This window comes from Sphingobium sp. JAI105 (assembly GCF_015752145.1).
GTDB classification, from domain to species: domain Bacteria; phylum Pseudomonadota; class Alphaproteobacteria; order Sphingomonadales; family Sphingomonadaceae; genus Sphingobium; species Sphingobium xenophagum.
Window position 1 is genome coordinate 1,189,351 of the sequence record NZ_JADOUC010000001.1, and the last position, 14,527, is coordinate 1,203,877.

Consider the following 14,527-nt stretch of genomic DNA (forward strand, 5'->3'; position numbering starts at 1 on the left):
TCCGTACACTTTATGACGTTGGGAAAGAGATGAGCATTTACCTGGATTATCTGGCCGAAATCGACAGCCGCAAGACACAGGGACTTGCGCCCAAGCCAATCGACGATGGCGTCTTGCTTGGCGAAATCATCACCATCATCCAGGACGCAGCAAGCGAACATCGCGCCGACGCGCTCAAATTCTTCATTTACAACACATTGCCCGGCACCACGAGCGCCGCTGCCGTCAAGGCTGCTTTCCTCAAGCAGATCATCCTTGGCGAAGTGACCGTGCCGGAAATCACCCCGGCCTTTGCGCTGGAACTGCTCAGCCACATGAAGGGTGGCCCTTCGATCAAGGTGCTGCTCGACATTGCGCTGGGCGATGATGCCACCATCGCGGCTCAGGCGGGCGACGTGCTCAAGACCCAGGTTTTCCTCTACGACGCTGACATGTTCCGCCTGCGTGACGCTTACGCGGCGGGCAACGCAGTCGCGAAGGATGTGCTGGAAAGCTACGCCAACGCCGAATTTTTCGTAAAGCTCCCTGATGTCGAGGGCGAGATCAAGGTCGTCACCTTCATCGCGGGCGAAGGCGATATTTCGACCGATCTTCTGTCGCCGGGCAATCAGGCGCATTCGCGTTCCGACCGCGAACTGCACGGCCAGTGCATGATCTCGCCGGATGCGCAGCAGCAGATCCAGGCGCTCAAGATCCAGCATCCCGACAAGCGCGTCATGCTGATCGCCGAAAAGGGCACGATGGGCGTCGGCTCCTCGCGCATGTCGGGCGTCAACAATGTGGCATTGTGGGCCGGCAAGCAGCAGAGCCCCTATGTGCCCTTCGTCAACTATGCCCCCGTCGTCGCGGGCACCAACGGCATCTCGCCCATCTTCGCGACCACCGTGGACGTGACCGGCGGCATCGGCATCAACCTTAAAAACTGGGTGAAGATGACCGGCCCGGATGGCAAGCCCATCCTCAATAATGACGGCAATCCGGTGCTGGAGGAAAAATTCTCCGTCGCGACCGGCACGGTGCTCAAGATCGACGTCAAGAACAAGAAGCTGACCGACGAAGCCGGCAACGAACTGGTCGATGTCGCGTCCGCCTTCACCCCGCAGAAGATGGAATTCATGAAGGCGGGCAGCAGCTACGCCATCGTGTTCGGCAAGAAGCTTCAGACCTTCGCTGCCGAAACGCTGGGCATCGAAGCCCCGCTCGTCTTTGCCCCGAACAAGGAAATCTCGGTCGAAGGCCAGGGCCTGACCGCCGTTGAAAAAATCTTCAACCGCAATGCCGTCGGCGTCACGCCGGGCAAGGTGCTGCACGCCGGTTCCGACGTGCGCGTCAAGGTGAATATCGTCGGGTCGCAGGACACGACCGGCCTCATGACCGCGCAGGAACTCGAAGCGATGGCGGCCACCGTCATCTCGCCGCTGGTCGACGGCGCTTATCAGTCGGGCTGTCACACCGCGTCGGTCTGGGACAAGAAGGCGCAGGCCAACATTCCCAAGCTCATGTCCTTCATGAACAATTTCGGCCTCATCACCGCGCGCGACCCCAAGGGCCGCTATCATGCGATGACCGACGTCATTCACAAGGTTCTGAACGACATCACTGTCGACGACTGGGCCATCATCATCGGCGGCGACAGCCACACCCGCATGTCGAAGGGCGTGGCCTTTGGCGCGGACTCCGGCACTGTTGCCCTGGCTCTTGCCACCGGCGAAGCGACCATGCCGATCCCGCAGTCGGTCAAGGTCACCTTCAAGGGCAAGATGCAGCCCTATATGGACTTCCGCGACGTCGTCCACGCCACCCAGGCGCAGATGCTCGCCCAGTTCGGCGGCGAAAATGTGTTCCAGGGCCGCGTCATCGAAGTCCATATCGGTACGCTGCTGGCCGATCAGGCTTTCACCTTCACCGACTGGACGGCCGAAATGAAGGCCAAGGCGTCGATCTGCATCTCGCAGGACGAAACGCTGATCGAATCGCTGGAAATCGCCAAATCGCGTATCCAGATCATGATCGACAAGGGCATGGAAAATGCCGCCGGCACGCTGCAGGGCCTGATCAACAAGGCGGATGCGCGCATCGCGGAAATCCGTTCGGGCGTGAAGCCCGCACTGGCCCCCGACCCCAACGCCAAATATTTCGCCGAGGTCGTGGTCGATCTGGACCTGATCAACGAACCGATGATCGCCGACCCAGACGTCAACAATGCGGACGTGTCGAAGCGCTACACCCACGACACCATCCGCCCGGTTTCCTATTATGGCGGCACCAAGAAGGTCGACCTGGGCTTCGTCGGGTCGTGCATGGTACACAAGGGCGACATGAAAATCCTGGCCCAGATGCTCAAGAATATCGAGGCGAGCGAAGGCAAGGTCGAGTTCAAGGCCCCGCTGGTCGTCGCCCCGCCGACCTATAATATCGTCGACGAGCTGAAGGCCGAAGGCGACTGGGACGTGCTCAAAAAATATGCCGGCTTCGAATTTGACGATGTCGCACCCAAGAGCGCTGCCCGCACCAGCTACGAAAATACGCTGTATCTCGAACGGCCCGGCTGCAACCTGTGCATGGGCAATCAGGAAAAGGCCGCCAGGGGCGATACCGTCATGGCCACCTCCACCCGCCTGTTCCAGGGCCGCGTCGTAGAGGACACCGACGAGAAGAAGGGTGAATCGCTGCTGGCGTCCACCCCGGTCGTCGTTCTCTCCTCCATATTGGGCCGCACGCCCAGCATGGATGAGTATAAGAGCGCTGTCACCGGCATCGACCTGACCAAGTTCGCGCCGCCCGTCGCCCACTGATCGGGGGTCTGGCAGACAATCCTCCCCTGTAAGGGGAGGTGTCGGCACGAAGTGCTGACGGAGGGGTGTCACCCTAACGATAGGGCGACACCCCTCCGTCTGGCCTGCGGCCATCCACCTCCCCTTGCAGGGGAGGAAGTATTGTGTTCGACACGCCAATGATGGCGAACCCGATAGTCTCACGTCGACAGCGGATACCCGACCTCGGCTGCCTCCCAAACATCTGCCTTGACCGACTTGGCAATTGACTTGGCACCGCTAGTTCCTATCTCCCTGCTACATCGGGACATACCTGCTTCGACCCATGGTTGGGGCGCCTTCTGCCCTCAGGCCGTCCGGCTTTTGGGCGGATCATGCGTCATCCTCCCGACCGGGCCGATGCTACCGCGAGGAGACGCATTTTCATGACCGCCATCGGACAGGACACATTGGGCACGCGCGACATTTTGCATGTCGAGGGCAAGGACATCGCCTTTTACTCGCTCAAAAAAGCGGCGGCGAAGCTGGGCGACGTGTCGCGTCTGCCCTTCTCGATGAAGGTGCTGCTCGAAAACCTGCTCCGCTTCGAAGATGGCGTCACCGTCACGATCGAGGATATTCAGGCCATCATCGACTGGCAGAATGACAAGGGCAAGGCCGAGCGCGAGATTCAATATCGTCCCGCCCGCGTCCTGCTTCAGGATTTCACCGGCGTCCCCTGCGTCGTCGATCTCGCCGCCATGCGCGACGCGATGAATGCGCTGGGCGCCGACGCCAGCAAGATCAATCCGCAGGTGCCTGTCCACCTCGTCATCGACCACAGCGTCATGGTCGACGAATTCGGCACGCCCAAGGCGTTCGAGCAGAATGTCGAGATTGAATATCAGCGCAACATGGAGCGCTACGACTTTCTGAAATGGGGCAGCAAGTCCCTCGCCAATTTCTATGCGGTCCCCCCCGGCACCGGCATCTGCCATCAGGTCAATCTGGAAAATATCGCGCAGGCCGTCTGGTCGTCCGTGGATGCGGACGGCAATATCGTCGCCTATCCCGACACCTGCGTCGGCACCGACAGCCACACCACCATGATCAACGGCCTTGGCGTGTTGGGCTGGGGCGTGGGCGGTATCGAGGCTGAGGCGGCGATGCTTGGCCAGCCTGTCTCCATGCTCATCCCCGAAGTCGTCGGCTTCAAGATGGTCGGCCAATTGAAGGAAGGCGTCACCGCCACCGATCTGGTGCTGACCTGCACCGAAATGCTGCGCAAGAAGGGCGTGGTTGGCCGCTTCGTCGAATATTTCGGCCCCGGCCTTGCCAGCCTGTCGCTCGCCGACCGCGCGACCCTTGCCAACATGGCGCCCGAATATGGCGCGACCTGCGGCTTCTTCGGCATCGATGACAAGACGCTCGACTATATGCGCCTGACCGGCCGCAGCGACGAAAATCTCGCGCTGGTCGAAGCATATGCGAAGGAACAGGGCTTCTGGATCGATCCGTCAGCGGAGCTGGTGTTTACCGATACGCTGGAACTCGACCTTGCCACCGTCGTCCCCAGCCTGGCCGGTCCCAAACGCCCGCAGGACCGCGTCTCGCTGCCGCAGGTCGATGACGTGTTCAACGCCGATCTCGCTAACGTCTACAAGAAAGCGCAGCAGCGCGTGCCGGTCGATGGCAAGGATTTCGACATTGGCGACGGCGACGTGACCATCGCGGCGATCACCAGTTGCACCAACACGTCGAACCCCGGCGTCATGCTGGCCGCGGGCCTGGTCGCCAAGAAGGCGAACGAACTGGGCCTCAGGCCAAAGCCCTGGGTCAAGACCTCGCTCGCCCCCGGCAGTCAGGTCGTCACCGACTATCTGGAAAAGGCGGGCCTCCAGTCGCATCTCGACGCGATCGGCTTCAATCTGGTTGGCTATGGCTGCACCACCTGCATCGGCAATAGCGGCCCGCTGGCCCCGCCGATCAGTGCCGCAATCAACGACAATGGTCTGGTCGCCGCCGCCGTCATTTCGGGCAACCGCAATTTCGAAGGCCGCGTGTCACCCGACGTGCGCGCCAATTTCCTGGCCTCTCCCCCGCTCGTCGTCGCCTATGCGCTCAAGGGCACGGTGATCGAGGATTTCATCACTACCCCGATCGGCGTCGGCAGCGCCGGGCAGGACGTCTATCTCAAAGACATCTGGCCCACCAATGACGACATCGCATCGACCATGGCGACCTGCGTGGACCGCGCCATGTTCCAGGCGCGCTACGCCAATGTCTATAAGGGCGACGCCCATTGGCAGGCGATCGACGTTACCGGATCGGACACATATCAGTGGCGCGCAGGCTCCACCTATGTCGCCAACCCGCCCTATTTCGAAGGGCTGAGCATGACCCCGGCCCCCGTCACCGACATTGTCGAGGCCAAGCCTCTGGCGATATTCGGTGACTCCATCACTACCGACCATATCTCGCCCGCAGGCTCCATCAAGGCATCCTCGCCAGCAGGCAAGTGGCTGTCCGAGCATCAGGTCGCGCAGGCCGATTTCAACAGCTATGGCGCGCGGCGCGGCCATCATGAAGTCATGATGCGCGGCACCTTCGCCAATATCCGCATCAAGAATCTGATGCTGGACGGCGTCGAGGGGGGCATGACCCGCTACAAGGGCGAAACCCTGCCCATCTATGACGCGGCGATGAAGCACAAGGCGGACGGCACTCCCCTGGTCGTCATCGGCGGCAAGGAATATGGCACCGGATCGTCACGCGACTGGGCGGCCAAGGGCACCAATTTGCTGGGGGTTCGCGCGGTCATCGTCGAAAGCTTCGAACGCATCCACCGCTCCAATCTGGTTGGCATGGGCGTGCTGCCGCTTCAGTTCAAAAATGGCGACACGCGCGACACGCTGGGCCTGACCGGTGACGAAAGCTTCACCATCACTGGCGTTGGGAAGCTCAAGCCCCGCCAGGATGTCGAAGTCGCCGTGACCCGTGCCGATGGCTCGACCTTCACCTTCACCGCGCTCTGCCGGATCGACACGGTCAACGAGCTGGAATATTTCCTGAACGGCGGCATCCTGCAATATGTGCTGCGAAAGCTGGCTGCCTGACCGGCTGACTGCCTGACACCGCCATCCCGTGCCGCTATTTCGGCCGGGATGCGCGGCTTTCAGGCTCAGGGCCGTGCGGTTGCGCTCGCGTCCCGCACCGACTTGAATTCGGACCCCGGCTTCCATTGCGGCCAGCGGGTCGACGTCGCAAGGTCTTGGCCGATCGCCAGCATCAGATCTACATCCTGCGCAGCCCCGTCCAGTTTCCATGTCGCGTCGACCGCGTCACACGCCTGATGGTAGCATTGGCCGGTATAGGCATCGACCCAGGCCTGTCCCGCCGCCCGGCCGCCCTCGACCAGATCGGACGCGCCCGCAATCCCCATCATCAGCAGCACCGGCACGCCCCGCTTGGCCATGGAGAAATGATCGGCACGGTAGAATAGCCCGCGTTCGGGCAGGCTTTCGGGCGTCACGACCCGGCCCTGCGCAGCAGCAGCCCTGGCCAGGTCATCCTCCAGCGTCCCCTGCCCCTTGCCCACCAGAATGACGTCCTTCGCCTTGCCAGCGGTCTGGAGAATGTCGATCGTCAGGTTGGCGACGGTCTTGTCGAGCGGCCAGACCGGGTTCTGGGCATAATGTTCCGAACCCAGCAGCCCCCGCTCCTCCGCCGTCCAGGCCGCGAACAGGATGCTGCGGTCCGGCGCGGGGCCAGCCTTGAAGGCGCGGGCGATCTCGAACAGGCCGGCGATGCCCAGCGCATCGTCATTGGCCCCGGCGCGATAGATCCGCCCCTGCGCGTCGGACGCGCCCTTGCCATAGGCATCCCAATGCGCGCCATACATGACCGTTTCGTCAGGCCGTTTGGCACCGGGAATGCGGGCAAGGACATTGGCGCTCTTGATGACGTCCTGCGTCACCGGGAAAGCGGCGGAAAAGCTGGCCCCCTTCAACTCCACGGGCCGAAAGCCTTTCGACCGCGCCTTCGCGCGCAAGCTTGCAAGGTCCAGACCCGCGCCTGCAAACAGCTTGGCCGCTGCCCCGCCCTCGATCCAGCCCTGTAGCTGGAGGCTGGTCAGCTTGTCGGGGGCGCGGACCAGATCATAATTTTCCCCGCCCAGACTGACGACCACATTCCAGCCATAGCCAGCGCCGGGCGTGTCATGCACGATCAGCGCGCCAACCGCGCCGCGCCGGGCCGCTTCCTCGAACTTGTAGGTCCAGCGGCCATAATAGGTCATTGTCCGGTCGCCGAACTTGCCGGCTGCGTCATCGCCCTTGGCCGCTTCGAAATCCGGATCGTTGATCAGAAAGACGGCGACCTTGCCTTTCAGATCCGCGCCCTTGAAATCATCCCAGCCGCGTTCCGGGGCAGAAACGCCATAGCCAACGAACAGCAATGGCGCGCTGCTGATCGCAACCTTGTCGCGCGGCTGGAGGGTGGAAAGATAGACGTCCTTCCCCGCGGTCCACGCCGTCGTGGCGCTTCCCTGCCTGACGCCCAGCACCTCCGCCTGGCCCAGGCGGGTGTGGAGTAGCGGCACGCTTTGCACCCATTGCCCATCCGGCCCGCCCGGCTCCAGCCCCAGCGCCTGAAAGCGACCGACGAGATAGCCGATCGTCCGCTCCTCCCCAACGGTGCCGGGGGCGCGGCCTTCGAACAGGTCGGACGCCAGAACGCGGACCGATTGTTCGAGTTGCTGCGGCGCGACCGTCTGGGCGTGAGCGGGAAGGGCGAGGAGGCCAAGAGCCAGTAATGCACGGGTCATGGCACAGGCTTACTCGCTACCAGCCATAAGCGAAAGGCCAGTGACGGGCGAAAGGACTGTCAGAATTCGATGTCGAGTTCTTCCATCTCGTCCGGTTCGATCCGCGCTTCGTCAATCCATTCGCGCATGATGTCCCACCCGTTGATCGTCTGGCAATAGGCCGCCGCCTTCATGGACACCGGCACGGCATAGGTCAGGAACCGTTCGGCCACCGGCGCGAACATCGCGTCGGCGACAGTCGGTTTGTCGCCGAACAGCCATGGCCCGCCATAGCTGTCCAGACATTCGGCCCAGATCGTCTCGATCCGTTCAATGTCGGGCTTGGCGCCCGGAAAGATCGGGAATTTGGCGTGGCGGACCTTCAGGTTCATCGGCAGGGCGGAGCGCAGATTGGCGAAACCGGAATGAATTTCGCCCGACACCGACCGGCAATGGGCGCGGGCGATCCGATCGGCGGGATACATGCCTGCATCGGGATATAATTCATGCAGATATTCCGCGATCGCGAGCGTGTCCCACACGCTCGCCCCTTCATGGGTCAGGCGCGGCACCAGTACGGATGGTGACAGCAGCAGCAATTCCGCGCGATTTTCCGGATCATCAAGCGCGACCAGCTTTTCCTCGACCTTCAGGCCCGCAATCCGGCAGAGCAGCCAGCCGCGCAGCGACCAGGACGAGTAATTTTTACTGGATAGAGTGAGCTCAGCAATGGGCATGACATTCCCTCCGGTCGGCCTTAACCTACATTTATGATGATGCGGTGCAACATATAATCCGTGTATAACGTTTTATACCAGAACCGATTCGGATGGACGGATTAAACAAGGCGCGCTTATAATCATGCGGATGCTATACAGTGGTTATCAGGCGTGGAACGATATGCTGGCGCCGGCACGCTTCGGGGCGCAGGTTGCGCTGGGGATGCGCGATAAATTGGGACCGATGGCCGATTGGGCCATGCCTCGGCGCATGTTCGCGCTGATGGACGTGTTTCAGGGCGCGCGGGTTACGCACAAACGGCCGCCCTACGCCATTACGTCGGTGCGCAGCGGCAATGCCGATGTGGCGGTGCGCGAAGAGATCGTCCTCGACCTGCCCTTTGGCGACCTGCTGCACTTTGTGAAGGATGAGGTAGACACCGCCCAGCCGCGCGTGCTGGTGGTGGCGCCGATGTCAGGTCATTTCTCCACCTTGCTGCGCAGTACTGTGGAGACCCTGCTGCGGGACCATGACGTCTATATTACCGACTGGAAAAATGCCCGCGACGTGCCGCTGGCGGCGGGGCGTTTCGGCTTTGAGGATTATGTCGATTATATAATCCGCTTTTTCCAGACGATGGGCCCCGGCGCGCATCTGCTGTCGGTATGCCAGCCCTGCGTTCCCGCGCTGGCGGCGGTGGCAGTCATGGCGGAGGATAAAGACCCCGCGACCCCCAAGTCGATGACGCTGATGGGCGGGCCGATCGACACGCGAGTCGCGCCCACTGTGGTCAATGATCTGGCCAACGACAAGCCGATCGACTGGTTCGAGAAGAATCTGATCTCCATCGTCCCCTTCCGCTATGCCGGGCGCGGTCGCGAAGTCTATCCCGGCTTCGTGCAACTTTCCGCCTTCATGGCGATGAACATGGAACGGCACGGATCGCAGCATCGCGAACTCTATCAGCTTCTGGCCGACGGCAAGACGGTCGAGGCGGACAAGATCAAGAGTTTCTACGAGGAATATTTCGCGGTCCTGGACATGACCAAGGAATTTTACCTGGAGACGGTCGATCTGGTGTTCCAGCGCACCTTGCTGGCCAAGGGCGAATTGATGCACCGTGGCCGTCCCGTCAATCCGGGCGCGATCCGCAAGACTGCCCTGCTGACGGTCGAGGGCGAGAAGGACGATGTCTGCGCCGTGGGCCAGACGGCGGCGGCCCATGCGCTCTGCACCGGCCTTCGCCCGCACCTAAAACGCCACCATTTGCAACCGGGCGTTGGCCATTATGGCGTCTTTTCCGGCAGCAAATGGGAAAAGCAGGTCTATCCGCAGGTCCGGAACATGATCCTGTCGATGAACTGACGGCCCGGCAAAGGGCAAGCGCTGAATAGGAGATGCGGGGCTTAGCTTCGCATATTTCCCGGCAATCATGATATTTTCGTGCGCAATGCGGACAGGATGTTACGCGTCCTGCCATGGCTGGCGCATGCGAAACTTCGCAAATTTCGCCCATATCGCTTATGGAAAATTCGGGTGACGTTTGCCGGTCGGCCATGCGGTGCGCGCGGTCGAATATGGCGTGTGAACGATGGGAAGGAACCGGGCGCGCTTATAACAGGCGGGGCGGGTGTAGGACAGCGAGCATCCTCCCGCCCTCTTCCAACTGCGGCATGGCGCGCGATGGCTTGAGGGTTTTTCTCCACCTCCGTTCGTTTCGAGCGAAGTCGAGAAACACCGAGCAGGTTTCTCGACTTCGCTCGAAACGAACGGGGGGCGGGTTGGGGCGGGTGTAGGACAGTGAGCGTTCTCCCCCCCCTCTTCCAACTTCGCCTAACCTCACTGCGTTCAGTAAGGCTCCGTATCCTTCTCCCCCGTGGGGAGAAGGATACGGACGCGGCCCTACCATTCATATGCCTTGGGCAGCGCGCCCTCCTGCGGCGTCGCATAGCGGTCGCGCAGCTTCGTCTGGCGGTTGTCGATGGGTTGCGGCACGCCGTCGATCCACACCGCGATCGGCGCGGATGTCATTTCCAGCGGATCGCCATCCCACAGCACGACATCCCCTGCCCGCCCCGGCTTTAGTGAGCCGATCCGGTCGCCCAGCCCCATCGCTTCGGCGGGGGCGCTGCTGATCGTGCGGAGCGCCTGCCCCCAGCTGAGGCCCGTGGCGCCCGGCACCTTGTTCAGCGCCACCATATTGCCCGCCTGCTGGGTTGCGAGGCGCAGTTGCAGCCCCTCGTCCCGGTCCATCAGCCCCATGGAGACGATGACGCCTGCCTTCACCATCCGCCCGACATTGCTCTGGGTCGCGGCCAGCTTTGCAAAGCTGGAGGGCAGGTCGTCGAGGCCGCCCGCGATCACCGGCACCTTGGCCGCCGCGATTTGCGGCGCGACGATCCAGCCTTCGGCAGCGCCCGCGATGATGAGCTTGAGCGCAGGAAAATCCTGACGCAGCGACAGGACGGTCACTATGTCGCGCGCGCTTTCGACATGGACCATCAGCGGCATCGCCCCGGTGACGACGGGCACCAGCGCCTGCGCATCCACCCGGTTGAGCAGCGCATCCTTCGACCGCCCGTCATAGCTGGCAGGGGCCTTGGCAAACTCCTGCGCCTCGCGCAGCATCGTCTTGAAGGTCAGGATCGCGGCGGGACGGCTGCCGCCCGCATCCTTGGCCCCCTCCTCGCCCAGTTCGACATATTGGAAGGCGCGCGCCTTGGTGATGGCGTTCATGTCCGCACCAAGGTCCACGACCGCGCCCTGCCCGGCGAAAATGCCGATGCCGGTCGACGGGACGACGACGGCGCGGGTAATGCCCGCCGTGCGGCTGATCGCGATCGGGTTGGCGAGCGGGTTGATCGCCGGAGCGACGTCGATCGCGGCGGAAAAGGGCGACCGCGCGCTGGCGTCATTGGTTTCGTTGACCGCAGGCACCTCTACCAGACCGACGCGGGAGTATCCCGACACCAGACCCGGCGTCACCCATTTGCCGCCCGCATCGATGGCCTTGATGCCCGGCGGAATGGCAATGCCCGCGCCAGCGGCCGTCACCTTGCCGGCGCTGATCAGGACAGTACCGTTGCGGATGGGCTCAGAGCCGTCACCGATGGCGAGGGTCGCGCCGGTGATGGCGAGGGACTGGGCGAGCGCGGGGGTAGAGAGCAGCGCAAGAGCCACGAAGGCTGCGCGAGCGCTTCTCGACTTCGCTCGAAGCGAACGGATGCTGGATGCTTTCATCATTTCACGTCTCCCGCGCCGATCTGGCCGAGTTCAAAATCGCTGACCGGGCGCAGTTTGGGATTGGCGCTGTCATAGAGCAGCGCCCCGTCGATCCACACCTTCTCCGGCCTTGTATAGGTGCTGAACGGATTGCCGTTCCACAGCACCACGTCCGCCATCTTGCCGACCTTCAGACTGCCGGTCTGATCGGCAATCCCCATCGCCCGCGCGGGATTGATGGCGAGCCAGGTCCACGCCACTTCGTCAGCGATGTCGATGCCCATCCGGCGGCCAGCCCCCAGCGCCTTGGCCGCCTCCTGATTGAGCCGCTGTATGCCATTTTCATCATCGCTATGGACGATGGTGCAGGCGCCTGCCCGGTGGACCAGCGGGATATTCTCCTTGATCCCGTCATAGGCTTCCATCTTGAAACCATACCAGTCGCCCCACAGCGCTGCGCAAATGCCATTGTCGCGCAGCAGGTCGGCAATCTTGTACGCTTCGACCGCATGGTGAAATGCCGTGACCTTGTACCCGAACTCCTTGCTCATATCGATGACATTGGCCATTTCGTCGGCGCGGTAGCAGTGATTGTGCACCAGGATCTTGCCTTCCAGCACATCGGCCAGCGTTTCCATGCCAAGGTCACGGGTCTGATCTTTTCCGGCGGCGCGCTTCTTCTGATATTCGCGCGCCTTGATCCAGGTCTGGCGGTTGACCGCCATATTGCCCATGCGGGTGGAAGGCTCCCGCCCCTTGGAACCATAAACCCGCTTGGGATTTTCGCCGCACGCCATTTTCAGGCCATAGGGCGCACCGGGGAATTTCATCCCCTGCATCGTGCGGGCGGGGACGTTTTTCAGCGTGACGCTGCGCCCGCCGAACAGATTGGCCGATCCGGGCAGGATTTGCAGGCTGGTGACACCGCCATTGGACAGCGCCCGGCCAAAGCCTGCATCCTGCGGCCAGATACTATGTTCGGCCCATACATGGGCGGTGACCGGCGACGTCGCTTCATTGCCATCGGACAGCGCATCCACGCTGGGGCTGGGATAATCGCCCAGATGGCTGTGTATGTCGATAACGCCCGGCGTCACATATTTGCCGGTGCCGTCGAACAGGGCGATGTCGGCAGGGATTGGCGTGTCGGGGCCGCCGATCGCGGTCACCTTGCCATCGGACAGGAAGATGACGCCATTGTCGATCCGGCCCCCCTCCCCGTCGAAAATGGTCGCGCCCCTGATCGCCGTGGCGACGCCGGGATAGGCCTTGTAGGTCGAGGGATAGGGGTTTTCCGGCTCGGCCGAACTGCCCTGCGTCGGGGCGGGCGCGTCCCTGTCCTTCTTCGCACCGGCAGGGGTAGCCGCGCTGGCGAGCAGCGCGGCGATCAAGATCAACCTCATGGACGTTCCTCCGCGCCAATCGTGTCGAGATGCATCAGTCGCGTGATCATTGGCGAGACCAGCAATACGATCACGCCGACGCCGATCGAAAACCAGCCGATGCGACTATAGACGTCCAGCACCTGCGCCACGCCGTTCGCATCGCCGCTGCCGGTCGCGCGGGCGATCAGGCCAGCGATGAAATTGCCCGCCGCCATGGCCAGGAACCAGGTGCCCATCACCAGCCCGACCATATTGGGCACCGACAGCCGCGTCATCGCCGACAGGCCGACGGGGGAGAAGCATAGCTCCGCCATGGTGTGGAACAGGTAGATGAGGATGACGAACGACAGCGGGGTCAGATCCTGCCCCGCCATCGCCGCGCCCGCCACCAGCACCAGAAAGCCCGCGCCGCACAATATGAGGCCGATGCCGAATTTGGCGGGGGATGAAGGTTCGAGGCGGCGCTTGTCGAGGAAGGTCCACAGTACGGCGAACAAGGGCGCGAGCAGGATGATGAAGATGGAATTGACCGACTGGAACATCGATGCGGGAATATCCCATCCCAGCACGGTGCGGTCGACATTGCGATCGGTAAAGATGTTGAGCGACGATCCGGTCTGTTCAAACAGACCCCAGAATAGCGGGTTGAGCGCGATCAGGAACAGGGCGGCGAACATGCGGTCGCGGTCGACCTTGCCCAGCGTACCGAGCGTGCGCCAGACGATGTAGATGACCGTCAGCGCCGCGAAGGCCAGCAGCGCATAGCCCAGCAATTCGGCATAGCGGATGACGAACCAGATCGCGACGACGCCCAATATCGCGCCCAGATAAATGGTCCATTCCTGACTGACGCCTGCAACCGCTGGCGCGCGCAATTGCTGCGGCGCGGGCGGCTCGCCCTTGCCCAGCAGCCAGGGGGTCAGCCAGACGAACATCACAAGGCCCAGCAACATGCCGACCCCGGCCGCGCCAAAGCCCCAGCCCCAGCCCATCGTTTCCCCCAACAGGCCGCAGACCAGCGGACCGATCGCCCCGCCAGCATTGATGCCCATGTAGAAGATGGAGAAGGCCGGATCGCGGCGGGCGTCATCGCGCGGATAGAGTTCGCCCACCAGCACGGAGATATTGGCTTTCAGAAAGCCGGTGCCGACGATAATGCTGGCCAGCGCCAGATAGAAGCCGTTGAGATAGACCGGGTCTTGTCCCCCCGGCCCCTCCGTCACCGCGATCAGGAAATGACCGAAGGCGATGAACAGTCCGCCCGCCAGCACCGCCTTGCGCGGCCCCAGGAACCGATCGGCCAGATAGCCGCCGATGACCGGGGTGATGTAGACCAGCGAGGTGTAAGCGCCGTAGAGCAGATAGGCCCTGTCCTCCCCGAACAGGAAATGTTTGGTGAGGTAGAAGATCAGGATGGCGCGCATCCCATAGTAGGAAAAACGCTCCCACATCTCCGCGAAAAACAGCAGAAACAGGCCGCGCGGATGGCCAAGCCAGGTCTTGCCCGCTGCCGCCGCGCCAGAAATTGAGGTCGCCATCAGCTACCCTTGTCTTTTATGTGTGCCGGTCCGCCGAACGGGGACCAGAGGATGGCGCGAGACTAGAGCCTATTTCGCATCTGTCAAAAGCGCAGGCGGCCCTTG

General features: G+C 62.4%; 8 protein-coding genes. 3 read left to right on the forward strand and 5 right to left on the reverse strand.

The features are described from left to right. The first annotated feature begins 29 nt into the window (after nt 1-29). Together IWY39_RS05620 and acnA are read left to right on the forward strand one after the other, a co-directional pair. Nucleotides 30-2,795, forward strand: a complete 2,766-nt coding sequence (locus tag IWY39_RS05620) for a bifunctional aconitate hydratase 2/2-methylisocitrate dehydratase (RefSeq protein ID WP_107125168.1) — start codon at nt 30-32, stop codon at nt 2,793-2,795. 404 nt (nt 2,796-3,199) lie between these two features. Next, the gene (gene acnA / locus IWY39_RS05625) at nt 3,200-5,869 is read left to right on the forward strand and encodes an aconitate hydratase AcnA (protein ID WP_107125167.1); all 2,670 of its coding nucleotides are present in this window, start codon (nt 3,200-3,202) and stop codon (nt 5,867-5,869) included. A gap of 65 nt (nt 5,870-5,934) precedes the next feature. On the opposite strand, the gene IWY39_RS05630 is transcribed toward acnA, so the two are convergent. Further along, entirely contained in the window at nt 5,935-7,578 is a 1,644-nt protein-coding gene (locus IWY39_RS05630; RefSeq protein ID WP_107125166.1) for a M28 family metallopeptidase, read from the reverse strand. 59 nt (nt 7,579-7,637) lie between these two features. After that, nucleotides 7,638-8,294 carry a glutathione S-transferase gene (locus tag IWY39_RS05635; RefSeq protein ID WP_017184345.1) on the reverse strand — a complete coding sequence of 219 codons (657 nt, stop codon included), beginning with the start codon at nt 8,292-8,294 and terminating at the stop codon, nt 7,638-7,640. A 124-nt stretch (nt 8,295-8,418) separates the two neighbouring features. Between IWY39_RS05635 and IWY39_RS05640 the strand changes: the two genes are divergently transcribed. After that, nucleotides 8,419-9,642: a polyhydroxyalkanoate depolymerase gene (locus IWY39_RS05640; protein WP_019051756.1), complete on the forward strand. Its 1,224-nt coding sequence runs from the start codon at nt 8,419-8,421 to the stop codon at nt 9,640-9,642. Nucleotides 9,643-10,179: 537 nt separating this feature from the next. Here IWY39_RS05640 and IWY39_RS05645 read toward each other — a convergent pair. The 3 genes from IWY39_RS05645 to IWY39_RS05655 are packed head-to-tail and all read right to left on the reverse strand — an operon-like array spanning nt 10,180 to nt 14,422. Continuing rightward, complete coding sequence (locus IWY39_RS05645) at nt 10,180-11,520, reverse strand: amidohydrolase family protein (RefSeq protein ID WP_229380663.1); 1,341 nt, start codon at nt 11,518-11,520, stop codon at nt 10,180-10,182. After that, nucleotides 11,517-12,902: an amidohydrolase gene (locus IWY39_RS05650; RefSeq protein ID WP_107125164.1), complete on the reverse strand. Its 1,386-nt coding sequence runs from the start codon at nt 12,900-12,902 to the stop codon at nt 11,517-11,519. Before IWY39_RS05650 ends, IWY39_RS05645 begins: the two co-directional genes overlap by 4 nt. Further along, the gene (locus IWY39_RS05655) at nt 12,899-14,422 is read right to left on the reverse strand and encodes a peptide MFS transporter (protein ID WP_107125163.1); all 1,524 of its coding nucleotides are present in this window, start codon (nt 14,420-14,422) and stop codon (nt 12,899-12,901) included. The genes IWY39_RS05650 and IWY39_RS05655 overlap by 4 nt, the downstream gene beginning before the upstream one ends. Nucleotides 14,423-14,527: the final 105 nt, after the last annotated feature.

Bases quoted from the DNA above. Each gene is read 5' to 3' on its own strand.
- IWY39_RS05640 (WP_019051756.1), top strand. From the start codon at position 8,419: ATGCGGATGCTATACAGTGGTTATCAGGCGTGGAACGATATGCTGGCG.
- acnA (WP_107125167.1), top strand. From the start codon at position 3,200: ATGACCGCCATCGGACAGGACACATTGGGCACGCGCGACATTTTGCAT.
- IWY39_RS05650 (WP_107125164.1), bottom strand. From the start codon at position 12,902: ATGAGGTTGATCTTGATCGCCGCGCTGCTCGCCAGCGCGGCTACCCCT.
- IWY39_RS05635 (WP_017184345.1), bottom strand. From the start codon at position 8,294: ATGCCCATTGCTGAGCTCACTCTATCCAGTAAAAATTACTCGTCCTGG.
- IWY39_RS05620 (WP_107125168.1), top strand. From the start codon at position 30: ATGAGCATTTACCTGGATTATCTGGCCGAAATCGACAGCCGCAAGACA.
- IWY39_RS05655 (WP_107125163.1), bottom strand. From the start codon at position 14,422: ATGGCGACCTCAATTTCTGGCGCGGCGGCAGCGGGCAAGACCTGGCTT.
- IWY39_RS05645 (WP_229380663.1), bottom strand. From the start codon at position 11,520: ATGATGAAAGCATCCAGCATCCGTTCGCTTCGAGCGAAGTCGAGAAGC.
- IWY39_RS05630 (WP_107125166.1), bottom strand. From the start codon at position 7,578: ATGACCCGTGCATTACTGGCTCTTGGCCTCCTCGCCCTTCCCGCTCAC.